This window comes from Nocardia sp. NPDC059240, assembly GCF_042753865.1.
In the GTDB taxonomy this organism is placed as follows: domain Bacteria; phylum Actinomycetota; class Actinomycetes; order Mycobacteriales; family Mycobacteriaceae; genus Nocardia.
The window spans coordinates 236,704-260,402 of record NZ_JBHZAC010000012.1 but is presented as its reverse complement, the minus strand read 5'-3'; the positions used below and the strand labels follow the sequence as shown (position 1 = coordinate 260,402).

The window sequence follows — 23,699 nt, the reverse complement described above, 5'->3', positions numbered from 1 at the left end:
GCCCTGAGCATTGACTCAGGGCTTCCGGTCGTGGTGGCTCTAGTGCGCAGAGGCCACGGTGTTGATGATCAGTAGTAGGACCGTAAGCGACCCGGCGAACGAGCCGCCTCCGGTGAGGAGGCTGAGTTCCCATCGGGTTCCGGCGCGTTTGACCAGGATTGCGGCCGTGACGGCGACCAGGGTCGACACCAGAGAGGCGATGATGATCAGCAGGCACAGCAGCACGGTTCTGTTCACGATGGCTTCACGGCCTTCCCGTGGGGTGGGCGAGTGAGGCGTACCGGAGTTGCTGAGGTTCCGGTATCGAGGCGGGTAGTGTCATAGTTGCCTGGAGCCCTTTCGTCTGGATCGGATTTCGGGTGTCGAGCGGTCCCCTGCGGGTTTGGACGCCTGGTGCAGGGGCCGCCTCTCTCCGCCCACTGGGTGAACGGAAATCGGTGTGGCGCTGGCGCTTTGCCGTCATTCAGGCGGAAAGTCCTTTGAGCCCATCAATCGCTTGGTGGTGACCGAGATCGGCGGCTCGACGCCACCATGACTGCGCGGCCTCCTGGTCGCCGGCGCGGCGGCGCATGAGCCCGAGCGCGTACATCGCCCCGGGGTGATCGTGCTCGGCGGCCTGCAGGAACCACCCCCTGGCTCGCTCCTCACTGCCTCGCTTCAGGTAATAGTTACCGAGCCTGAACATCGCCCTGGTATCACCGTGTCCAGCGGCCTGGGTGTACCAGTCCACGGCCTCGCGTTCATCGCCACGTTTCAGGATCAAGTCCCCGAGGCTGACCATGGCGCGGACGTGACCGGCGTCGGCGGCGCGGAGGAACCAGGATCTAGCCTCGGCGTGGTCGCCACGACTGTGGAGTATTTCCGCGAGCGTGAACATGGCCTCGGCCGAGCCTGTGTCGGCGGCTCTTATCAGCCAGCTCTCGCCTTCTATATCGCTGCGGGCCGAGAGCATGGCCCCGAGCCCGGTCATGGCCGTAACATCGCCCGCCTCAGCACCTCTGCGATACCACATCTCGCCATCCTGGGGATCTTTGCCGAATATGGTGTGCAGCACTCCGAGACTGGCCATGGCTTTGGCGCTGCCAAGGGCGGCGGCCCGATTCCACAGATCCTCGGCCCCGGTCAGGTCACCGCGTCTTTTGGCAAGCTCCGCAAGCTCGTATAGGGGTGCCGCCCCTGCCCCGTTGTCGGCGAAGGTGGTGTCGAACCAGTCGAGGAAGTCCTTGGCCGAGGAGCCGAAGAACAGCCGTACCCGGTCTTGCAGGGCGCGCACGTCGTGTCCGGGCAGGAAGTCGCCACTGGTCGTGAATTCGCCACAGCCGCAATAGCATTGACGCTTGAGATAGGGCGCCTCTTCAGGGAGCGCCTCGTAGGCGACAGGGTTGCGGGAGGTATTGGCGAACGGGTCGGGCTTGCCGATCCACGCGTCGTAGACCGGGTGTCCGGTCGCGAGCAAGCCGCCTACCAGAGCGGACCGATCCTTCCGGTCCGTGATATCGACGATCTCGGCGATGGCACAGACGTTGCCGCCACCGACAACGAAGGCGAAGCGTTCACGGCGGGCGCGGCCGCCCAGTTTCCACATGCCGCGTCCGGATTCCCAGGCTTCGGCTTCGGTCATTCGGGGGAACCAGCCGACATACTCGCGGCCGAGCGGGTCGTCGGCGGCCGCCTCGGCAAATGGTCCCAGCCTCAACCGAATGGCCAAGTCTCCGCCCATCCTTTCACTCCCCGCATGCTCAAGCGCATCGATGCTTCCTGGTAACCCAGGGACGCTTCCAACGACTCTAAACTCTCAAGGTCTAGATTGTAAGGTTAATCGATTGTGAAGATAGACCGGTTTGCAGAGTTCAAGATCATCAGAACTCGCCGGGCCCATTCTGGCCACCGATAGTCTCCGCTTACCGGCGGCTGGCCGAATGCACTGTGATACCGATGAGCAGCAACCATCGACGCTGTTCGCTGGCCTTGTAGACATCACCAGGCTGAAATCGTCTACCCGGCATGCAGTGTCGAATCGTTTCTGAGTTGTCAGCAAGTGAGCACCGAGCGGACCTAACCTTGAGATCGTTGGTCTGATGAGACGAGTCATCGTGGGGGCGTGTGATGACCACAGCTGTATTCGCTGCTGTTGCAGGCGTACTCGGAGTGATCGCCGGACGACTGTGGGACACAAGGTCGGAGGTCGCCCGCTGGAAACGCGACAAGAAGGTCCTGAGCTACGGCGGTCTCATCGAGAGATACGACGCCGTGCTCTGGGCCATATGGGGTATCGCCGCGAAAAACATCGACGATCCGGTCACCTCACTGATCGAGCAGCAGCCGATCGACACAAATTCAAGTCAGGCATGGACTTCGTGGACTACCGCACTAGGCGTTGTCTGGCTGCACGGATCACCCGACGTTGTCTCAGCTGCTACGAACGTCGACCGGGCGATGGCTGGCCTGTACAACGCAGCACTGACGAAGAAGATCACGACAGCGGAGCAGTGGATCGAGTTGCGCCGACCTACCCATGTAGCCTTCGAGACCTTCTTAGAAGCAGCTAGGCGCGAGTTGCGCCTACCCTTGGTTCCCTTTGGGTTCTATACAGACTTCAATGAACCCTTCGGCTTCTGAGGTACCCACGTATCGCGGCCGACATCCGCACACGGCGCACAGCGCGCGGTTCGAAACGGCCAAACCCGGTCGCCGCCAGCCACGCCAAGCAACCCGGCACAACGACTGAGCCCCGTCCGGCTGCCGGACGGGGCTCAGTCAACTCGCGGGCTTCTCACCAGCCCTCAAGCGCTACTTGCTCTTTGAGGGTGATGCGATTCCGGTTCGGAACTCGACTGCTCCCGCTTCCAATATCTGCACGTCAAACACCCTGCTCACGCGACCACTCGCGTTCCGGAGCCGAACAACCTCAGCCCATGAGCAGCCGGTTCGCCCGGCACCGACGAAGGCCGTCCCCGCCATGCCTTCCACAACGAAGTTGCACGGCCACGTGCGGCTGGATCTACGAGAAAGCAACTGCGGCAGAGCGATTCACCGACCACAATGTTGCGATGGGGAATCTGTGGATCAGAGCACGGCATGAGGCAGGCGGGGAGCACGGGTGGGTGCGAGCAGACCAGATCGTTCGCATCCGAGCTTCGAAGGTGTCGGGCGCAGGGATACCGGCGGGCACCACCGATGTCATTGCGGATCTGACGACACCCTCGGGCCAGTGGTGGCAAGACGGAGATGGGAGTCTGGGTCCGGAACACACATGCCTGGCCAGACTCGATTCCTTGGATAAGGCCGAGACGTTGGTGCGCCGCATTCTGGGGTCCGTATTCGCGTACTCCAACGACGCGGTTCTTCTCGAAGTGAACGACCAAGGCCACGTCACGGTCCGCGACGGCGATACCCTGCTCGACGAACCCGACGTGCCGTTCACCGTGACTCTCGCCCACCAGAATCAGCCCACGGAACTGACCTTCGAGGCCGGGACCTTCAGGCTCCTCGACAGCGGGGTGCTTCAGGTCTTGCCTACACACGAGGACATTCGATACTTCGCGCCGGGGCACTGGCTCGAAATCCGCGAGACCCGAGACTGAGATGGCCCGAGCATTGGGGTAGGCCACAAGCCAAGCCTGATCCAGGGCCGAGAAGGCCCGGACTGCAAAGCGGTAGGGGTAGTGCGCTGTAGGAACGGGCTCGACCGCGGCACACTTCCCACCCTCACCCACTGCGGCAGGCTGGCTCTAGCGAGCCGAAATGCGCGGTAATGCCGATGAGCGAGCTTGCTACGCCCCCGAATTCGTCGGCGATGGATACGCGGGCGGCTGGTCCTCGATGTGTTAGCGCAGGTCGAGGGTGTCGGCGATGAATTCGCGTCCGGCCTTCTCGGTGTGGTCGAGCCACGCTTGGAAGTCGGGGAACTCGTAATCACCACCGCTGTCGAATCTGATGCAGAGACTGGCGGCCTGTGCCTGGGTTTGCGAGATCATCGCGACCAGGTGCATCGGCATGTTACGGGCCGAGGCCAGCAGTATGCGGGTGGTTCCGCTCGGTGGCGGGAGGAATTCGTCTGGCTCATCGGTGTTGTCGATGCAGGTGTCGGCGAGGTAGTTGGCATGCGCCCAGGGTCCGTTCTCGGTGCCGAGGTCGTCGACCGCGAAGATCTCCCACATTCCCGCAAATTGCGGCCAGCCGTTGACCACCGTCATCACTTCACGGTAGCTGTCGTCGAAGCGCACCCCCAGCCTCTGCTCAGCGGCAGCGAAAGCCTCTGCGGACGCACCAGAAGACGCCGGAGCTGGCGGTGGATCGAATCCGTTGATCTCGTCGGCGCGTTGTTGCAGCCGGTATAGATCGGCCATCCTGCGCTGCCAGTCGGTCATTGATCAATCATGCATGAACGGCATTAGACAAAAGGCGAGGTGGTTCAGCTCTGGCCCCTGGCGTCGCCTGGACCAGCTCGGAAACGTACGCTTCTGCCGCTGACCGCGCTGGCCGAACGGCGGTGCTGGGGCTCGGAGTCAGAGACTCACTGTTCGGATGAGCGCGACCTCAGGACGGCAAAGACGAACCAGGACACGAGCGCGACTATCGCTATCGTCCAGCCGATTATGCCGGTGGGCCCCGCCGTGACCAGTCTGGGCAGCGCGAGTCCGACGATGACAAGGGCCAGGCAAACTCCACTGGCCAGCAGGAAAGCTCGCCGCGAAATCACACGCTGTTCCCTTCTGCTCTGCAAAGCCCGGGTCGTATTCCTCGATCTTGCCTGAGCGGTGCTCGTCAACTGCGTATGCATCACCGGCGCGGCGCGCTCCGTAGGGCTCGTCTCGAAACGCACTGTCTTGCCGCATAGTGAGCGGTTCGAAACGGCCAAACCCGCTCACCGCCAGGCACACCGAACACCCGCACAACGACTGAGCCCCGTCCGGCAGCCGGACGGGGCTCAGTCAACTCGCGGGCCTCTCACCAGCCCTCAAGCGCTACTTGCTCTTTGACGGTGATGCTATTCCGGTTCGGAACTCGACCGTATCGGCGGCGAGTATCTGCACGTCAAACACCCTGCTCACACCTCACGTCGCGTTCCGGAGCCGAACAACCTCTTCACGAAATCCGCCGATTCCGGCGAGACCGACCCGAGTTCCGCGATGATCGGCAACCGGCCCGCGCTCGCACGCCGGATGATCGTTTCTCCCTGAGTCGCAACATGATTCGCTGACCGCGAGAGTGCGAGGAATCGCCGGAACTGTCGGAACGCCTGGATATCGTGTTGAGAGGACGCTGATTTCAGCGCCACCACGCGAGCAGGGGCGGACGCAAGATGCTGGTCATCAACGGGGACAGACGCAGGATTCCGCCGACCGAGAAGATCGTACTGGACTGGCTACGCAGCTGGAATGACACGTTCACGATCGGCGGAGTCGCGATCTCCGGATGCCAGATCCCCGACCGCCGCCCCGGCCACCACCACACCACCGAGGCCGACCTGGTCATCATCACCCCCAGATTCTGGGTAGTCGTCGAGGTCAAAGGACTCGTCAAATCGGGTGTCGGTGGCGAGATGGTGTGCCCTGCCAACGGCCGCTGGTCACTGCCCTCCATTCCCGACCGCAGCCCTGTATATGTGCGCCAGGGCGACACCAATCCTTTGGACCAGGTCAGCGACAGCACTTTCAACCTGAAGGCGCTCGCCGAACGCACCAACATCGGCAAGCCTTTCGTCCTGGGCCTGGTGCTGGTGATGCCCTGGCCAGGGCACACGCTGACGATCGCGGCGTCGACGTTGCCCCAGGGCATCAATGTCGAAGTCGGAACCTTGTCGGGGCTGCGTTCGTGGTTCCACCAGCATGCCAAGGGCCGGCCGTGCGTATGGAACGCCGAACAGGTCTATGCCCTGCTGGGCGCGCTGAACTTCGCCGATGCGGTCACCCAAGCAGAGTTGGCCGCCGAAGGTTTCGCCTCCGACGCACCCCCGAGCGCGGTAGTGCGCTCCTTACGCTCCAGCCCACTCAACAAGCCGTGGCCGGACCACGAGGACACGCACATCGTGCAATCCTCCGTCTTCGATGACCCGATTCCCCCCAACCCAGCGCGGGCACCGCGTCGGCGATTGACACAGCCGTGGCGGCCGTCCGAAGACATCCCCGCCGTCACCCGGCGACAAAACGACCCCACCTTCACATACGGATTCGACTACGAATCACCCACACCGCCACCATTCATCCCATCCTCCCGCGGCAATAGGTCACGCCGCAGCCGACCGCGGGCGCGTGGGCGCAGCGGACGTTCTGCTGTCCAGGGTTTCAGCACCCTGCTGATGCTGCTGCTGATCGGGAGCGGGCTGTGGCTGTTTGTGCACCACAGCGACCGCGCCACACCCCACAACACCGGGACCACCATCCAGACCAGCCAATCCGCGGCCGCCACACCGCAACGACCGAACACCGCGCCCGCCGAACAATCCACACCACCGGGCCCGAAGACCTGCTATCCCTTCCAACCGAACTGTTGAACGTCGTCGCCCGGATGTAGAACGCCCTCATCCTCTTGCACCACATAGTGATTCACCTTTAGCCACACTGACGAACCTCCAGCTTGGCCCAATGCCACGTCGCTAGCCGAACGTCCTGTATTGCCGATTTTCGTGAATCCTCCTGCTGCTGAGTTCACCGACTCGGGCGGCGAGACCGAAGCATCAGCCGTCCCGCAGATCCGCTGTCCGCTGTGCGGGAGCGCACGACATCGCCAGCATCGTGGGAATGGTGCTGAACCACCTTTGGTAGTCCGTCCACTCGGTCTCCGGACTGTCATTGTGCGGCAGGGAAAGTGGCTCATGGATACCGGTTATGACCAGACCATGGGCGGTCAGTTGTTCCGCGTACCACGACAGCGGGCGATGGTAGTGGCGGTGCCCGCCGAAGGACTCGATCCAGCGCGTTTCCTGCTCCAGATAGCCGGTGACCTTGCGATAGCGTTCCCTGCCGGAGTCGTCGTCGACGATCTCATGGTTGAAGAAGGCCGGATGCAGAATCGAGAACACGAACACACCTGTGTCCGGCAACGCCGTGGCGACATCGGCGAACAGGCGGTCCAGGACCGGGACGTCCATCAAGACCATGTGCGCGACGATTCTGTCGTATCGGCGAGCAGGGTCAGGCAGTCCGAGGGTGAGATCGTACTGGTGGAAGTCGATCTCGGGATAGTCCGATCGGGCGGCGGTCAGCAGCGCCTGGCTACCGTCGATGCCTGTGACGCGGGCTCCCGCCTGTCGTATCTGTTCGGCGAGCCACCCGTGCCCGCACCCCAGGTCCAATATGTCGAGATCGTCGACTGGACCCAGTCGAGACCACAAGAACCCGTGCATCCGCCGATAGAAGCTATCGGAGGGTCCAGACACCGTTGCGGTGTAGGCGGTGGCGGCGGTGTTCCACAAACGTAGATCCTCGGAACTGTTCGTCACCGCCAAAGCTTGCCCTGCACCGGCGCATCGATCAACCTGTTTGCGGCAGTCCTGACTGAGGACACGAAATCAGCTGAGCCCCCACCACTGATCGCGCTGATCGAACCGGCCAGCGGGGCATACGGCCTACCGTGGCCGGGTGTGCGCCGACTCCAACCACCCGAGCGTCGACGGACCGATGCGACTGCCGACGGATTTCTATCGGCTCTGGAGCGCTACGGTGGTCAGCCAACTCGGCAGCGCAGTGGGTACCGGGGCCCTACCACTGATCGCGATCCTGGTCGTTCAGGCGTCAGCACTTCAGGTCACGGCGCTGGTAGCCGTCTCAGGTGTGGTGGCCGCAGGTATCGCATTGCCAATGGGGCCGTGGGTGGAGCTGCGGCGTAAACGCCCGGTCATGATCGCCACGAATCTGGTGTCGTTCACCGCCCTCATGTCGGTGCCGATCACTGCCTGGCTGGACGCACTGACCTACCCACTGTTGTGCGTGGTGGCGGTGCTCGGCACGGTGAGCGCGATTGTGTTCAACGCCGCCAATGGCGCGTACGTGAAATCCCTGGTGCCGGAGCCGATCCGCGTCCGCGCCAACAGCCGAATGGAGACGGCGTTCTGGACAGTATCCACGATCGGTACCCCGCTGGGCGGCGCTCTCATCTCGGCGGCCGGTGCCACGATCACCGTACTCATCGACGCCCTCAGCTATCTCGGAGCCGCACTCGTCCTGCGCACCGTCACCACTCCCGAACCAGCACCCGAACACCAGCGGCACAACAATCATTGGGCATCGGAGATCCGTAGCGGCTGGTCCTACCTACTCGCTGATCCCCTCCTGGCGCGGCTGTTCGGCAACGCCATGGTCTTCGGTGGCGCGGTGATAGCCAGCGGCCCGTTGTTGGCCGTGTTCATGCTGCGGGATCTGCACTTCACAGCGTGGCAATACGGATTGGCGCTGGGCCTGCCTACCCTCGGAGGACTGGCGGGATCGCTGTGCACACCTGCGTTGGTGTCCCGCTTCGGATCTCGCGCTGTGCTACTCGGCGCCGGCACCGCGCGCACCTGCTGGCTTCCGATGATGCTTCTCGCCCACCCCGGTACCGTCGGCCTGCTCGTCATCACCGCCGCTGACACCGCGCTGCTGTTGTGCGCCGGGGTGTTCAATCCCGTGTTCACCACCTACCGAATGAACGCAACCGCCGACCCCTACATGGCTCGCGTCGGCACGGCCTGGTCGGTCAGCGCCAAGACCTGCCAACCTGCCTTCATCACTGTCGGCGGTGTCCTGGCCACCGTCATCGGCACCCGCGGCGCGATCTCCGCCGTCGCACTAACGCTAATGGCGAGCTCGCTACTGCTGCCGTGGCAGCAAACACAGAGAACAGATTTGCCCTGACCATCGGGTTCTATGCCGCGTGTCGCGAAGATCAAGCGGCCGTGCCGATCTGAGGCCGACGGAACGTCCTACATTGCCGCTGATGGCGCTGATCGAACCGGGCGGCGCCACCGGCTGGAAGATCAAGGGGCCAGGCCATCCGATGGTGGTGGATCGCACGTACATGCCGATGGGCGGGAGCAGGTGTTGCCGGCTCGTCCTGGCGAGACGAAAACAGAAGGGTGTAGGGGTGAGCGAGGATGAGCTGCTAGGCCGAATTGATCGTTTGCTGGCTGCGGCGGATTCGGATTGGCGGCGGCCGATCGTGCTGAACCGGGCGGAGGACAGCGAGGTCTCACGGCGGTATGAGCTGATCGAAAGCGCGCGGCTCCAGCTTGGTGTCACGCTCACTGAACGGCCCGAGTGGACGGCGGCGAGATCTGAGGAGATCTTCGCGGTGCTGCTGCTCGATGACGGGACGACGAGTCAGCTCGTCTATCCACTCATCGCTGCTATTGGGCGTCGCGCGGTCCTGCAGAAGCTGATCGCGACCCTCGAGGACGAGCGTCAGGATCTCCAACTTCTCGAAAACGCTGCGCAAGCGGCGTATTGGGTGCGCTGCTGGGAACCAGTCGAGCTGCGCAGGCTTCGGCGTGCCGCGGTTGCCGCAGGCGCGCGTACGGCTTCGGAGGTCCGGAGCTACCTGCGCTCGCACCGGGAACCAGAACTTGCCACGACTCCTGTGGGCGATCTATGGCCCCGATTCTGGCGAGCCTGTATGCGGATCTTTGTGGCCTGCGATGACCTGGACACCAGGCGTCGCATCCAGACTGCGTTCCCCCTCGAATCATCTTGCTATCCAGTCGAGTTCGCCGCATACGTCAGCGCTGCCACAGAGATCGCCAACGCCGATACCGCCAATTTCAACCGTTTACTGGAAGGCTCCACTGGTTTCGGTCATTCGATCTGACGTCACCGAGTGCAGCGTCAAGGCTTGGCTGTCGTGGGATCGGTTCCAAGGTCGATGATTTCAGGGGGTTCCCAGGCGAGCACGTTGATGCAGTCCTCGTCCACCACGAAGTACTCGCGAAGGTCCTTGTGCTCGCCGGTGAAGAAGTAGGGGCGGCGCCGTTCCAGGTCGAGCCAGCCGCCTCGGAGCACTTCCCACAACCAGCCGTTGGGCTGACTGTATGTGTTCCAGTATTCGGTGAGGTCCCCTTCGTCCAGCACCCGGAACCCCACCGGTCGACGGAACAGGACATTGGCGCGCGAGGAACCCGGGCCTTGGATGGCGATGGTGAGGTCACCGTCGTAGTGGAGATCGTGAATTGCCTTCAACGCGTATCGCTTCGACTCGGGCACAAGGCGGCACTCCGGGGCGAAGCCCGGACGTGGTTCAGATTCTTCCGACTGGCCGAAAACGGTTGGCATGAGGCAAATCATGCCGGAGGTCCGACCGCGCGCCCGGGAACGACCCGATCGCACGAAACGCACATCATCTGCCGCTGACCGCGTCATTTCGACTTTCTCGTGTGCACGCCCATCGCGTGGAGTTGGCGCGCGATGAGCTCCATCTCAACACGCGTACCTTTCAAGCCGGTCGTGCGTAGATCCGCGGCCAGCGCTTTGGCTGCTGTCAGCGACAGGGACCGGGTCAGGCGTAGTGCTCGCATCAACGTAGCCGCCGGTACGTCAACTGATCCGAGTTCGAGGACGGTAGTTCTGTTTGCGGCCAGGATGGCTTCACGAAAGTCCGGGTGTGGTTGCTGATAGCCACAGTCCGCCCAGATGGCGCCACATGCCGAGCATTGCCCGTCGATATCCCATCGGTGATCTTCGCCTACCAGCGCTTCGGTGAGTGTGGACTGTGTCGGGGAGCCGCAGTCGATACAAGGCACCGTGTACGGGGCGGATTCGGTAACGATGTCCACCGCGTCGAACTTAGGTCGCGTGACCGCTCGACGCGAGTTCGACGAGGTGTCAATCGGCTGATTGCGCTGACCGGATCGGTCGGGGTGGGTGGGGCGGCTGGCCGCAACCATTCCGAGAATTTGGGGGTTGGGTGGGTCGCTTGTCAGTCGGCGGAAGCGGCTTGCGGGCCGCATTTCTCGTGGATGTGGCGGGTGATGTCTTCGAGGTCGGTACGGCGACCGGCGACGCTGCCCTCGTCGTAGTTGGTCCAGCGGAACCGTAGGACGTTGTTGCCGCGTTTGAGGTGGACTCGGCCGTAATCTATCCAGGCGTCGGGGCCGGCGTACTCGTAGGTGGGCTGCCAACCGATGCTGAGGTAGTGCTCGAGGAGTTCGTTGAAGCACTGGGTGGGGATGTTCTTCTGCTCGGGCATTCCGAGGATGCGTTCCCGCACGCCGGAGATGTGTGCGTAGATCATGTTGCCGATCAACGGTTTTGCTCCTGACCGGATCCGTGCGCCGAACTTGGGCACTTCGACCGGGCTTCGGCCGTCGGCGGTTGGATCTGGAAGGTTTGGGCGGTGATGAGGTAGGCGGCGGTTGGTGAGGATCTGGTCAGGGTGAATGATGCTTCGAACGTAGGAGTGTCGGGGGCGCCGGTGAGGGTGCCGGTAATCCGTAGGAGCGCTGAGACATCGGCGTTCGATTGGACGTGGATGGCGTTGGCGTTGTAGCCGGTTTGGGGGAATCGGGCGAGCTGCTCGAGGATCGTTGTCGGGCCTAGGTACGGAGTGTCTTCGACCGTGAGTTGCGCATTCTCGGCGTACCACAGCGCCAGCGTGCTTTGGCGGGCTGTGAGCTGTGCCAGGTAGAGGGTGGTGAAGGCCTTGGCATTCGCCTCTGTGAAGTAGTTCTCGACTGTGTCGTCGACCATGACTGTCCTCCTGATCAGTCCCAGGAAGTGGTTCACGGAGATGTCGGGGCGGTTCTCCGCCGTTGCCGCCAGCGTCGCGACCAGGGCGTGTAGGTCCTGTGTCGCCGTCAGCTGTGCGGCCAGGTAATCGCGATGCGCGGCCAGCACACGCGCCATATCCACCGTGCCCGCAAGCACTTTCGCGATCTGGTCCAATCCCAGCCCGAGCTGGCGCAATGCCAGAACCTGATACAGGCGCTGAACATCGGCCTCGATGTAGAGCCGGTGGCCACTGCTGGTGCGCCCGGCCGGCCGCACCAAACCGATGCGGTCGTAATGATGCAACGTCCGAACCGTCAACCCGGCCTGGGCCGCAAGCTCACCGACCTTCCACATCTGCCCGATCCCCGTCCCGCCCATCCGTTTCCCACGTCCACCACCGCACCTCGCGCCGGCCCCACCGACGCTAGGACCTGACGCTACGTCAGGAGCAAGCCGAAACCTCTTCCGCACCAGCCTGGACGGGTCCGTGGGCGTGCCGTTCTGCTGAGCGATTCATGGTCAGCCGAGGGTGGTGTCGGCTGCTACCAGGGTCCAGAGGGGGTCGTCGGGGCCTACGTCGTAGGTGCATTCGTCGAGGCGGGGGTCGGGGACGAAGGCCCAGATCAGGGCGCCGGCGGTGCCGGCGGCTCGCTGGCCTGAGATGCGGTGGTCCATGAGGTCGCGGCGGTCGTTCAAGGGGAGGCAGGATCCGGCGTATTCGCCGATTTCGGCTACCAGTAAGGGCTTTTGGAGGGTGCGGGATTGGTCGAGGCGGCGGGCCAGGCCGTGGGTGGGGCCGCCGGGGAGGGGGACGGCGTCCTCGTCGTAGTCGTGGTATTCGACGACGTCGATGTTCGGGGAGGCGCTGACGTAGGCGAAGGCGTCGCCGGCGATGCCGCATTGGCTGCCGCCGACGTAGCCCGCGTAGATCAAACGGTTGGGGTCCAGGGCGCGCACGATTTTGCCTGCCTCGTCCATGAAGGTGCGCAGGACTTGCGGAGAGTCCTTGGGACAGGTGCGGAATCGGAGATCGCACTGGGAGCCGCGGCAGACGCTGGGTTCCGGTTCGCCCATCAGTTCCCAGCCCACCAGCACCGGGGAGCTGCGCCAGCGGTCGACGGCGGTGTGCACCCAGTCGCGGAAGCTCATGATGGATCGGCCCGGTACCTGGTTGACCTTGGTCCAGCCGTCCACGTACCAGTCGCGCTGTTTGAAGATCTCGTCGCCACAATCGCCGGTTTGCGCGCCGAGCACCGGCAGCACCGGTTGGCCGTATTTCTCGGCCGCCGCGAAAACCCGGTCGGCGGCGGTGAAGTCGAGTTTGCCGCTGTTCTTGTTGATCGCCAGCGCCTGGAACATGGCGAATCGGGTCAAGGCGTGCGGCGGCAGTTTGCGGAAGTACGCGTCCAGATCCACTTCGGCGCCGCAGCCGTAGTTGATCGCATAGTCGGTGGTCAGCTGCGGCCCGTTGAATCCGGCCGGCCACCAGGGCTTCCCGTCCAGCAGCAACTGACCCGCATGCATCGTGACCGATGCCGGAGCCGACGGGGCACTCGCCGCCGCCTGCGGGGCCGAGGTGGTCACCACATGATGCGGCCCGTTACCCCCGCATCCGGTGGAGGCGGCGATCAGCACCGCGGCCAGCAGCGGCCCGAACCAGCGAACTCGCAGCACACCCACCATGATCCGCACCCTACTGCGGCCGACACCCAACCTCGGGGAGGCGACGACCCGCCGGTCCTCGCGAGGAGGACCGGGGTGGCGTCAGCTGCCGAGGCAGCCGGGGCCGAGCAGCGCCTTCAGGTCACCCATGAGAGCCGAGGACGGGGAGACGCGGAGGTTGTCGGCGACCTTGAGCAGGGTGGTGCGCTCGCGGGAACCGACATGCTTGATGGTCACGTCCGCGGTGCCCGGATGCCGCGACAGCACCCGCTTGAGTTCACCGATCTTGTCGGGCGTGCACAGGCGGGTCGGGATGACCACCGACAGCGGCTTGTCCACGCCGATGGACGAAAGGTCCGGGACGACAAGGTCGTTGGCGATCAGCGAGATGCGGTCGTCGCGGGCGCTGACGCGGGCCTTGACCAGCACGATGGCGTCCTCGGTGACATCCATGCCGTACACCGAGTAGGACTGCGGGAAGAACAGCACCTCGATGCCACCGGTGAGATCCTCGAGCTGCGCCGAAGCCCAGGGCAGACCGTTCTTGTTCACGCGCCGGGTCACATTGGCGAAGATGCCGCCGATGGTGACCTGCGCACCGTCCTTGATATCGCCCTCGAGGATGGTCGGAATATTGGTGTCCGACTGCGCCGACAGCACGTGCTCGACACCGTTGAGCGGATGCCCGGACACGTAGAGGCCCAGCATTTCCCGCTCCAAGGCGAGCTTGTGCTTGGTCTCCCATTCCTCGTCGGGGACCTTCACATTGAAGACGCTGGCGAGCGAGTCGTCACCCTCGTCCAGGCCGCCGAAGAGGTCGAACTGGCCGATCGCCTCGGCCTTCTTGGTGGACATGCACGCGTCGATGGCGTCGGAGTGCACCAGCAGCAAGCCCTTGCGGGGATGGCCGAGCGAGTCGAAAGCGCCTGCCTTGATGAGAGATTCCGTGACCTTCTTGGTGCAGGCGACGGCGTCGATCTTGTTCAGGTAGTCGGAGAAGTCGGTGAACTTCGACTTCTCCTTGCGCGCCGAAATGATCGAGGCCACCACGTTCGCGCCGACATTGCGCACCGCGCCCATGCCGAAGCGAATGTCGCCTCCGACCGAGGCGAATTCGAGTTCGGACTCGTTGACGTCGGGCGGCAGCACCTGAATGCCCAGGCGGCGGCAGTCGGCCAGATAGACGGCGGCCTTGTCCTTGTCGTCACCGACGGAGGTGAGCAGACCGGCCATGTATTCGGCGGGGTAATTCGCCTTCAGGTACGCGGTCCAGAACGACACCAGACCGTATCCGGCGGCATGCGACTTGTTGAACGCGTAACCGGCGAACGGAAGAATGGTGTCCCACAACGCCTTCACGGCGGGCTTGGAGAAGCCGTTCTGCACCATGCCTTCCTCGAAGCCTTCGTATTCGGCTTCCAGGATCGACGCCTTCTTCTTACCCATGGCGCGGCGCAGAATATCGGCTCGACCGAGCGAGTACCCGGCCACCTTCTGCGCGATCTGCATGATCTGCTCCTGATACACGATCAGGCCGTAGGTATCACGCAGGATTTCCTTCAGCGGCTCCTCGAGCTCCGGGTGAATCGGCTTCACCTCTTGGCGCGCGTTCTTACGGTCCGCGTAATCGTTGTGCGCGTTCATGCCCATGGGGCCGGGGCGATACAGCGCGAGCACGGCGACGATGTCCTCGAAGCCGGTGGGGATCATGCGGCGCAGCAGATCTCGCATGGCGCCACCATCGAGCTGGAACACGCCGAGGGTGTCACCGCGGGCGAGCAGTTCGTAGGTGGCCGGGTCTTCCAGCGGCAGCGTGTCGAGGTCGAGTTCGATGCCGCGGTTGTTCTTGATATTGACCAGCGCGTCACCGATGACCGTGAGGTTGCGCAGACCCAGGAAGTCCATCTTCAACAGGCCGATGGCCTCACACGACGGGTAATCCCAGCCGGTGATGATCGCGCCGTCCTGCGCGCGCTTCCACACCGGGATCGCGTCGGTCAGCGGCTCGGACGACATAATCACGGCACACGCGTGCACACCGGCATTACGGATCAGACCTTCGAGACCACGCGCGGTTTCGTAGATCTTGTTGACGTCCGGATTGGTATTGATGAGCTCGCGAACTTCCGCGGCTTCCTTGTACCGCTCATGCTCGGGATCCATGATGCCCGACAGCGGAATGTCCTTGGCCATGATCGGCGGCGGCAGCGCCTTCGAAATCTGGTCCGCGATAGCAAAACCCGGCTGGCCGAACTGGACTCGCGCCGAGTCCTTCAGTGCCGCCTTGGTTTTAATCGTACCGAAGGTGATCACCTGGGCGACCCGGTCGGTACCCCACTTCTCGGTGGCGTAGCGGACCATTTCACCGCGGCGGCGATCGTCGAAGTCGATATCGATATCGGGCATGGACACGCGCTCGGGATTGAGGAATCGTTCGAACAGCAGACCGTGCGGGATCGGGTCGATATTGGTGATGCCCATCGAGTAGGCGACCAGCGAACCTGCCGCCGAACCACGACCCGGACCGACATTGATGCCGACCGAGCGCGCGTAGGTGATGAGGTCGGCGACGATCAGGAAGTAGGCCGGGAAGCCCATCTCGTTGATGACGCCGATCTCGTAGTCGGCGCGCGTGAGGTAATCGCCCGGAACACCGTTCGGGAAGCGCCGATCCAGGCCCTTGAGGACCTCCTTGCGCAGCCAGCTGCCCTGCGTCTCACCCTCGGGCACCGGGAAGATCGGCATCCGGTCGCGGTGCTCCCAGACGTCGTCGTAGGACTGCACGCGCTCACCGATCAGCACCGTGTTGTCGCACGCGCCGGGCACTTCCGCGTCCCAGATGGCCCGCATCTCCTCGGCGGACTTCAGGTAGTAGCCGGAGCCGTCGAACTTGAAGCGGGTCGGGTCCGAGAGCGTCTTGCCGGTCTGAATGCACAGCAGCGCTTCGTGATTGCCGGAATCGTGCTCGTGCACGTAGTGGCAGTCGTTGGTGGCCAGCGCCGGAATGCCCAGCTGCTTGCCGACATTGAGCAGGCCCTCGCGCACCCGGCGTTCGATGGACAGGCCATGGTCCATCACCTCGAGGAAGAAGTTCTCCGGGCCGAAGATCTCCTGCCACTTCGCGGCGGCCTCCAGGGCCTCGCGCTCGTGGCCCAGCCGCAGCCGCGTCTGCACCTCGCCCGAGGGGCAGCCGGTGGTGGCGATGATGCCCTCGGCGTGCTCGGCGATGATGTCGGCGTCCATGCGCGCCCACTTGCCGAGCTGACCCTCGATCGAGGCCAGCGAGGACAGCTTGAACAGGTTGCGCAGACCGGTCGCGTTCTCCGCGACCATGGTCATGTGGGTGTAGGAACCCGAACCGGAGACGTCATCGCTCTTCTGCGACGGGTCGCCCCACAGCACGCGCTTGGTGTTGAACCGGGACTCCGGTGCGATGTACGCCTCGATGCCGATGATGGGCTTGATGCCCTGCTTCTTGGCGGAGTTGTAGAACTCGGACGCACCGTACATATTGCCGTGGTCGGACATGCCGACCGCGGTCATGCCCAGCCTGGTCGCCTCTTTGAACAAGGGCGTGATCTTCGCCGCGCCGTCGAGCATCGAGTACTCGGTGTGGTTGTGGAGATGGACGAATGATCCCGACGAGGCTGACACCCGAACATACTAAGCGTCACCCACGACAGGTTTCGAAGGCACGCGGGGGCGGTCCGCAAGATCGGCGTGGCGGGCTCCGCGTGTCGTGTTGAGCGTCACGCGGAGACCTGCGAGCTATGCCACCGAAGCGGCCGCCGGCTCAACATGGGTAGTGGTGCGACGCGCCGCGTGAGCGCCCCGCACCACCAGCGGCAGCACCCATGCCGACGCGATCTGGTCCAGACTCGCCGCACCGATTCCGAGACGGTTGTGCACGAATCCGACCGACAGTCCCGTGCGCGGATCGGCCCAGCCGAACGATCCGCCCAATCCGATGTGCCCGAAGCCCGCGCGGGCCCCGGGAACCGGCAGGGAGTGATAACCCATGTGCCACATCATGGGGATGTAGAACAGCGCGTGATCGAGCCGGTAGGTCTCGACGTGCCGCATGGCCTTGATGGTCTCCGGCGACAGGAACCGGTAGCCCCCGTGCATGCCCTCGTTGGCGAGCGCGCCGTACATGGTGGCCAGCCCGGTGGCCGTGCAGACACCGTTGCCCGCACCCAGTTCGGTGTCCAGGATCGGCGGCGTATCGCCTTCCAGCAGTTGATCGAGACCGGGCAGGAACAACGCCCGAGCCGCCGCCCCCAGCGCGCCGGGCAGCGAATAGGCGTGCCCCAGCGCCAAGGAGATGTAATTGGTCCCGACCATCGAAAGCTTGTTGCCCTGCAGCACAGCCGCACTGGTGGGCGACCCCGCCGGCGGCTTACCCAGGTGGATGCCCTCCGCGCCCAGCGGCTCGGCGATCTCGGTGCGGAACAACTCCGCCATCCCCCGCCCGGTGACCGCCCGCGCCAGCCCCGCCAGCAACCAGCCGAAGGTCAGCGCGTGATAGGTCGGAATGCCCAGCAGGTGATCCGGTTTCGCGGCCGCCAGATGCTCCTCCATCATGCGGTGATCGAGGATGTCGTCGAGCCCGCGCGCGATGGCGGGCAGCCCGTAGAGGCCGGCACGGTGGGACAGCACCTCCCGCACCGTGATTCGTTCCTTGCCATTGGCCGCGAACTCCGGCCAGTAGAAGGCGACCGGTGCGTCGTAGTCGATCAGCCCCCGGTCGGCGAGCCGGTGGATGACGGTGGCCGCAATGCCTTTGGTGGCGGAGAAGATGATGGAGCCGGTATCGGCGTCCCAGGCCCGCCCGGGCGCCGCCTCGCCGGTCCACATCTCGACCAGCGGTTCGCCGCGCAGATGCACGGTGAGCGACCCGCCCGCGCCCGGATGACCGCCGACCATGCGTGCGAAAGTCCGTACCAGCGGGCCGAATTCGGCGGCCGCGAACCCGCCCACCGAGGTGGGGAGATCCACGAGCCCGGGGCTGCCCGGCAGTGGGGAGGAAGCGACATTGCTCACCCACCCACGGTACGAGCCGCCCGGTCACCAGGGCAATGACGACACCGACAGAGTTATTCCCGTTGGCCCAGTGGTTATTTCGAGTGTCCGGGTGGAGACCCGGGCGTTATCGCGACGGCGTTTACCGAGATCGGAGCGGGTTGCGGCGTGTCCTCGATCATGCTGCGTACGCTGGGGCGCATGCGTACGCCGCGGTCGTTGCTGCCAGCCGTGCTCGTCGTGGTCGCCCTGGTGGTGGCCGGATGTTCGTCGCCGAAGCACGATTCGCCACCCACGGGGGTGAGCGGGGATTGGCACGGCAGCATCGAGATCCCGGACAAGCCGGTCGCGCTGGGCGTCAGTTTCACCGGCGCGGACGCGGGCACCATCACCATTCCCGCGCAGGGCGTGGTGGACGCGCAGCTCAGCGGCGTGCAGACCGGCAACGACAAGGTCGCGTGGGCACTGGCTAAAGTGCCCGGCAATCCGACCTATCAGGGCAAGTACGACAAGGGTTCCGACAGCATCAAGGGCCAGTTCACCCAGTCCGGCAAGAGTTTCCCGCTGAACATGACCCGCGGCAAGGTCGAAGGCCCGGCCCGCCCGCAGGAACCGAAACCGCCGTACCCGTACAAGTCCGAGGACGTCAGCTATCCCAGCGGGGACATCACCATCGCGGGCACGCTGACCGAGCCGAATACCGGCGGACCGTTCCCGACCGTGGTGCTGATCAATGGCAGCGGGCCCAACGACCGCAATGAGGAGATCCTGGACCACAAGCCGTTCCTGCTGCTCGCGGACACTCTCACGCGTGCGGGCTACGCGGTGTTGCGGACCGACAAGCGTGGCATCGGCAAGACCGGCGGCAAGCTCGACACCGCCGACTATCAGGTCCTGACCGACGATATCGCCGCCGGAATGACCTTCCTGCACGGTCGTTCCGAGATCGACGGCAACCGGATCGGTTTGCTCGGGCACAGCGAGGGCGGCTACCTCGCACCGCTCTATGCCATGCGCCCCGACAGCGGTGTCGCCTTCGAAATCCTGATGGCCGGACCGTCGGTTCCCGGCTACGACATCCTCACCGAGCAGAACAAGCTGATCATGGCCGCGGGCGGCGCGACCCAGGAGCAGATCGACGAGCAGGTCACCTTCGTCGACGGCCTGAACGCCATCATCCGCAGCGGAGATCTGGCCGCCGCCAAGCAGTTCGCGCACCAGCACAACGACACGCTGCCGGCCGAGCGCAAACTCACCGACGCCGCCATCGACCAACTGGTCACGCCGTATATGGCCGCCCTCGTCACCTACGATCCCGCGCCCGCACTGTCGGCGCTGCGAGTACCGGTACTCGCCTTCTACGGCAGCAAAGACCTGCAGGTCCCCACCGCCCAGAACGAAGGCCCCGCACGCACCCTGCTCGCCGCCGATCCCGACGCCACCGTGCACGTCTTCGACGGCCTCAACCACCTCATGCAGCCCGCCAACACCGGTGCGCCGTCCGAATACGCCGGTATCGAGACCACCATCGACCCGCAGGTGCTGAGCTTCGTCACCGACTGGCTGACCCAGCGCTTCCCGCCGAACCACTGAGCTCGCTCTCGCCCGCACCGACCGATTGCACGTGGCGCGCGGGCGCCGCGGTTGGAAGAGTGGATGGCGTGGGAATTTACGAAGATCGGGTGCTACCCCGGCTGGTCGACAAGTGTTGCGGGTCCAGGATGATGAATCCCGAGCGGGAGCGGGTCTGTGCCGGCCTGCACGGGCGGGTCGTCGAGATCGGATTCGGGTCCGGGCGCAATGTGCCGTTCTATCCGGACACGGTGAAATCGGTGAGCGCGGTGGAACCGGCCGACCTCGGGTGGCGGATGGCCGCCGAGCGGGTGGCCGCGTCGCCGGTTCCGGTGGAACGCTCCGGCCTGGACGGACAGCAGTTGCCGTTCGAGGATGACAGTTTCGATGCGGCACTCTCGACCTGGACGCTGTGCACCATCCCCGATGTCGAGACCGCGCTCGCCGAGGTGCGCCGGGTATTGGTGCCCGGCGGCACTTTTCATTTCGTCGAGCACGGCCTCGCACCGGATCTCGGTGTGGCGAAGTGGCAGCACCGGTTGAACCCGATGCAGAAGGCGCTGGCCGGTGGCTGCCACCTCAACCGCGATATTCGCGGCCTGGTCGAATCCGCGGGTTTCGAGATCCGCGACATCGACCGCTATTACCAGCAGGACGCTCCGAAACCGTGGGGCGCGCTCAATCTGGGAATCGCGGTGGCCGCGTGAGGTTCACAGCGGTGGGCACGTGAAACCTATTGGGGCCAGCCGCCGTACGGGACGGTGATCAGCTCCATATAGTGGCCGACGGGGTCGAGGAAATAGATCCCGCGGCCGCCGTCATTGTGATTGATCACGTTTACGCCCTGCTGACGCGGATCGGCCCAATAGGTCAGGCCGTACCGCTTGATCTTGTCGTAGGCGGCATCGAATTCTTCCTCGGACACCAGGAAGGCGTAGTGCTGGGGTTGCGGTTCGCCCTCGAAACCCGGTGGCAGACCGGCGAAGTCGAAGGTGACGCCATTGCCGACGGTGACCGGGATGAACGGCCCGTACGGCTTGCCCACCTCCACCCCGAGAATGTCCGCCCAGAATTCGGCGGAGACTCGATTGTCCGTGCACGCGACAATGGTGTGATTGAACTGAACAGTGATAGGAATTCTCCTGTACTCGTGACGATCCCGACCCTGGACCGGTACAAGTCGGCCGACAGGAGCACCGCCACGCGATCGACGTTAACCAATCCCCCGCGAATTCGCCAAGCGCCCTGTGCGAACCGTCACAGCCGGATCCGCTGGAGCGGATCGCACTATCGGCGGGGCGCGGAGTACTCCTGTTCGGGGCGGCCGGTGCTGCCGTAGCGCAGTTGCATCCGCAGATCACCCACGCCGACCAGGCTCGCCAGGTAGCGCTGCGCGGTGGCACGCGAGATCCCGATGGTCGCCGAGATCTGAGCGGCCGACATGGGGACGTCCGACGCGCGGACGGCTTGCAGCACAAGATCTTTGGTAGGCGAGGCCGCCGCCGACCCACCGGTGACCGCCGCCCCGGCCGGGGCCGCCGCCGGGCGCAGTGCAGCCAGCGCCGCATCCACGTCACCGGCCGTCACCTCCGGGACCGCCAACAGTCGGCGATATCGGGCATAGCCCGCCAGCCGGGCAGCGAGCGCTGCATGGTCGAACGGTTTCACCAGATACCCGAGCGCCCCGGCCGACAGCGCGGCCCGAATGGTCGCCGATTCCGTTGCGGCAGTGAGCATCATGGCGTCGAACCGAATCTCCCTGACCAGATCTACGCCCGACCCGTCGGGCAGATAGACGTCCACCAGCGCCAGGTCGAAGGCGTTCCCGGCAATCGCGGCCCGCGCGGCGGCCACACTGTTCACCGTTGCCGTCACCGTGAATCCCGGCAACGCCGACACGATTCCGGCATGCATATTGGCCACGCGAAAGTCGTCGTCGACGACCAGCACGCTCAGCTCTCCTCCGCCCACGCGGGCTCCTCCTCGGTCAAGACACCCGGCATCCGGGCAATGAATTCCGCACCCCGCAAACTCTTCTCGGCCCCCACCGCGCCGCCCCCCGGATCCGCCAACCGCACATCCCCATCTCGCACACGCGCCACCTGCCGCGACAACGCCAGCCCCAGCCCGCGACCACCCACACCGCCCCCGGACTTGGTCGAAACCCCCTCGGAGAACACCGAATCCACCAACTCCGGCGCAATGCCCGGCCCACTGTCGACCACCGCGATATGCAGTGTCTCCCCCTCCCGCACCAATTCCACCTCGACCACCGGCCCGTCGACGGCCAACCCGCCGGTCGCAGCCCCGTCCGCCGCAGCCCCGCCGGTCGCGGCCCCGTCTGTCGCGGCGCCGCCCGCTGCGGCTGTGCCAGTCGCTGCCGCGTCGATGGCGTTGTCGATCAGATTTCCCAGGACGGTGGTGACGTCGACGGGGGCGGCGAGGTTGGCGTCTACCCAAGTGTTGGGGCCGAGGCGGAGGTGGACGCCTTGTTCGCGGGCGTGGGCCGCCTTGGCGGAGAGGAAGGCTTGCAGGTAGGGGTCTCGGATGGTGTCTATGCCGGGGAGGGTGGCGCCGAGGGGGCCGGAGCCCAGGAGGTCTTCGAGGTAGCGGGTGGCTTCGTCGGGGCGGCCGGTGTGGAGGAGGCCGGAGAGGAGGTGGAGGCGGTTGGCGAATTCGTGGCGTTGGGCGCGCAGGACGGTGCTCATGGTGGAGACCGCATCCAGTTGGCGGGTGAGGGATTCGACGTCGGTGCGGTCGCGGACGGACAGGACCGCACCGAGGGGGCGGTGGTCGCGGGTGACGGCGCGGGCCGTCACCACGACTATGCGGTCGCCGACGGCGGCCTGGACCGGGTGGCCGTCTGCGGAGCGGAAGGCTTGCAGGACACGGGGAGTCAGGCCGATGGCGTCGAGTTCGCTGCCGGGAGCGGGGTCGATGGCGAGCAGGCGGCGGGCCTCGTCATTGACGACGGTGATGCGCCATTTCGCGTCGACGGCGACCACGCCCTCGCCGATGCCGTGCAGGACCGCATCCTGTTCGCGGACCAGATCGGCCAGATCCGAGGGCTCCAAACCCAGGGTCAGGCCGTGCCAGCGACGTGCCAGCAAAACCGATCCGGCAATGCCCGCCAACAGTGCGCCGCCGATCAGCAGGCCCGCGCGGCGCAGATCGTTGAGGAGTTGGTCGCGCACCGCGGCGGTCGAAATACCCACGGACACTTCGCCGACCACGGATTCGCCATTGGGCGCGAAGACCGGCACCTTGGCGCGCACCGACTCCCCCAGCGTCCCGTGTTCCTGGATCACGTACTCGGTGCCGCCCAATGCCTTCGTCGGGTCGGTGCTGACCATTTCGCCGAGGCGATCGTGGTCGGGATGGGCGAGCCGCAGGCCGGCATCGTCGGTGATCACCACGAACAGCGCGTCGGTGCGCAGGCGGGCATCGTCGGCGAGGTGCTCGAGATCGCCGCGCGCGAGTTCGTCCTTCAACTGCGGTCCCGGCTTCAGCGGGGTTCCGGCGTAGCGCGCGACCTCCGCGCGGACATCCGGGTCGGAGGCGACGGTGCGGGCGATGGCCAGGGCCCGCTGGCCGTACTCGCCGGAGAGTCGCTGGCCGCTCACGTACGCGAAGACGCCGAAGGCCAATCCGAGCGCCAAGCCCACCACGGCGATCTGCAACAGCAGGATCTGGGTCCGGAGCCGGACGGAGCGGGGGCCGAGCGAGAGCACGGCCGACAGTGTAGACAACCCTCCGCAAACGCAT

At 64.9% G+C, this 23,699-nt stretch carries 21 protein-coding genes; 7 read left to right on the top strand and 14 right to left on the bottom strand.

All coding sequences use genetic code 11. The features are described from left to right. Positions 1-39: 39 nt before the first annotated feature. The gene (locus tag ACFXHA_RS36430) at positions 40-237 is read right to left on the bottom strand and encodes a hypothetical protein (protein WP_379364367.1); all 198 of its coding nucleotides are present in this window, start codon (positions 235-237) and stop codon (positions 40-42) included. A gap of 226 nt (positions 238-463) precedes the next feature. After that, a complete protein-coding gene (locus tag ACFXHA_RS36425; protein ID WP_379364365.1) occupies positions 464-1,708 on the bottom strand; it encodes a tetratricopeptide repeat protein in 1,245 nt (414 codons plus the stop codon). 398 nt (positions 1,709-2,106) lie between these two features. On the opposite strand from ACFXHA_RS36425, the gene ACFXHA_RS36420 reads away from it, so the two are divergent. Together ACFXHA_RS36420 and ACFXHA_RS36415 are read left to right on the top strand one after the other, a co-directional pair. Then, positions 2,107-2,619: a hypothetical protein gene (locus ACFXHA_RS36420; protein ID WP_379364363.1), complete on the top strand. Its 513-nt coding sequence runs from the start codon at positions 2,107-2,109 to the stop codon at positions 2,617-2,619. Between the two features lie 656 nt (positions 2,620-3,275). Further along, positions 3,276-3,584, top strand: coding sequence for a hypothetical protein (locus ACFXHA_RS36415; RefSeq protein ID WP_379364361.1), 309 nt, complete (start codon positions 3,276-3,278; stop codon positions 3,582-3,584). 243 nt (positions 3,585-3,827) lie between these two features. Here ACFXHA_RS36415 and ACFXHA_RS36410 read toward each other — a convergent pair whose 3' ends face one another. Next, positions 3,828-4,370, bottom strand: a complete 543-nt coding sequence (locus tag ACFXHA_RS36410; protein ID WP_379364359.1) for an SMI1/KNR4 family protein — start codon at positions 4,368-4,370, stop codon at positions 3,828-3,830. A gap of 935 nt (positions 4,371-5,305) precedes the next feature. Between ACFXHA_RS36410 and ACFXHA_RS36405 the strand changes: the two genes are divergently transcribed. Continuing rightward, the gene (locus ACFXHA_RS36405) at positions 5,306-6,496 is read left to right on the top strand and encodes a nuclease-related domain-containing protein (RefSeq protein ID WP_379364357.1); all 1,191 of its coding nucleotides are present in this window, start codon (positions 5,306-5,308) and stop codon (positions 6,494-6,496) included. Positions 6,497-6,679: 183 nt separating this feature from the next. Here ACFXHA_RS36405 and ACFXHA_RS36400 read toward each other — a convergent pair whose 3' ends face one another. Continuing rightward, a complete protein-coding gene (locus tag ACFXHA_RS36400) occupies positions 6,680-7,444 on the bottom strand; it encodes a class I SAM-dependent DNA methyltransferase (RefSeq protein ID WP_379364355.1) in 765 nt (254 codons plus the stop codon). Between the two features lie 139 nt (positions 7,445-7,583). Here ACFXHA_RS36400 and ACFXHA_RS36395 point away from each other — a divergent pair, with 139 nt between their 5' ends. Beyond that, on the top strand, positions 7,584-8,834 hold the full coding sequence (locus tag ACFXHA_RS36395; RefSeq protein WP_379364353.1) for an MFS transporter: 1,251 nt from the start codon (positions 7,584-7,586) through the stop codon (positions 8,832-8,834). An 82-nt stretch (positions 8,835-8,916) separates the two neighbouring features. Continuing rightward, complete coding sequence (locus ACFXHA_RS36390) at positions 8,917-9,783, top strand: hypothetical protein (protein ID WP_379364352.1); 867 nt, start codon at positions 8,917-8,919, stop codon at positions 9,781-9,783. Between the two features lie 17 nt (positions 9,784-9,800). Here ACFXHA_RS36390 and ACFXHA_RS36385 read toward each other — a convergent pair whose 3' ends face one another. The 7 genes from ACFXHA_RS36385 to ACFXHA_RS36355 form a co-directional block, all read right to left on the bottom strand. Further along, positions 9,801-10,175: a hypothetical protein gene (locus ACFXHA_RS36385; protein WP_379364350.1), complete on the bottom strand. Its 375-nt coding sequence runs from the start codon at positions 10,173-10,175 to the stop codon at positions 9,801-9,803. A gap of 152 nt (positions 10,176-10,327) precedes the next feature. Continuing rightward, positions 10,328-10,855, bottom strand: coding sequence for a hypothetical protein (locus tag ACFXHA_RS36380; protein ID WP_379364348.1), 528 nt, complete (start codon positions 10,853-10,855; stop codon positions 10,328-10,330). Positions 10,856-10,887: 32 nt separating this feature from the next. Continuing rightward, on the bottom strand, positions 10,888-11,214 hold the full coding sequence (locus ACFXHA_RS36375; protein WP_379364346.1) for a hypothetical protein: 327 nt from the start codon (positions 11,212-11,214) through the stop codon (positions 10,888-10,890). Continuing rightward, a complete protein-coding gene (locus tag ACFXHA_RS36370) occupies positions 11,211-12,056 on the bottom strand; it encodes a MerR family transcriptional regulator (protein ID WP_379364345.1) in 846 nt (281 codons plus the stop codon). The genes ACFXHA_RS36375 and ACFXHA_RS36370 overlap by 4 nt, the downstream gene beginning before the upstream one ends. A 141-nt stretch (positions 12,057-12,197) precedes the next feature. Continuing rightward, positions 12,198-13,361: a beta-mannosidase gene (locus ACFXHA_RS36365; RefSeq protein WP_379364343.1), complete on the bottom strand. Its 1,164-nt coding sequence runs from the start codon at positions 13,359-13,361 to the stop codon at positions 12,198-12,200. An 81-nt stretch (positions 13,362-13,442) separates the two neighbouring features. Continuing rightward, positions 13,443-16,994 (bottom strand): DNA polymerase III subunit alpha, encoded by a 3,552-nt coding sequence (dnaE, locus tag ACFXHA_RS36360; protein WP_379364341.1) that lies wholly within the window; start codon positions 16,992-16,994, stop codon positions 13,443-13,445. Between the two features lie 114 nt (positions 16,995-17,108). Further along, positions 17,109-18,383 carry a serine hydrolase domain-containing protein gene (locus ACFXHA_RS36355; RefSeq protein ID WP_379364339.1) on the bottom strand — a complete coding sequence of 425 codons (1,275 nt, stop codon included), beginning with the start codon at positions 18,381-18,383 and terminating at the stop codon, positions 17,109-17,111. A gap of 180 nt (positions 18,384-18,563) precedes the next feature. On the opposite strand from ACFXHA_RS36355, the gene ACFXHA_RS36350 reads away from it, so the two are divergent. Together ACFXHA_RS36350 and ACFXHA_RS36345 are read left to right on the top strand one after the other, a co-directional pair. Continuing rightward, positions 18,564-19,955: an alpha/beta hydrolase family protein gene (locus tag ACFXHA_RS36350; RefSeq protein ID WP_379364337.1), complete on the top strand. Its 1,392-nt coding sequence runs from the start codon at positions 18,564-18,566 to the stop codon at positions 19,953-19,955. A 68-nt stretch (positions 19,956-20,023) separates the two neighbouring features. Then, complete coding sequence (locus ACFXHA_RS36345; RefSeq protein ID WP_379364335.1) at positions 20,024-20,641, top strand: class I SAM-dependent methyltransferase; 618 nt, start codon at positions 20,024-20,026, stop codon at positions 20,639-20,641. 26 nt (positions 20,642-20,667) lie between these two features. On the opposite strand, the gene ACFXHA_RS36340 is transcribed toward ACFXHA_RS36345, so the two are convergent. The 3 genes from ACFXHA_RS36340 to ACFXHA_RS36330 all read right to left on the bottom strand — a co-directional run bounded on the left by ACFXHA_RS36340 (position 20,668) and on the right by ACFXHA_RS36330 (position 23,665). Beyond that, a complete protein-coding gene (locus tag ACFXHA_RS36340) occupies positions 20,668-21,066 on the bottom strand; it encodes a VOC family protein (RefSeq protein WP_379364395.1) in 399 nt (132 codons plus the stop codon). 155 nt (positions 21,067-21,221) lie between these two features. After that, a complete protein-coding gene (locus ACFXHA_RS36335) occupies positions 21,222-21,905 on the bottom strand; it encodes a response regulator (RefSeq protein WP_379364333.1) in 684 nt (227 codons plus the stop codon). Further along, a complete protein-coding gene (locus ACFXHA_RS36330) occupies positions 21,887-23,665 on the bottom strand; it encodes an ATP-binding protein (protein WP_379364331.1) in 1,779 nt (592 codons plus the stop codon). Before ACFXHA_RS36330 ends, ACFXHA_RS36335 begins: the two co-directional genes overlap by 19 nt. Positions 23,666-23,699 lie beyond the last annotated feature (34 nt).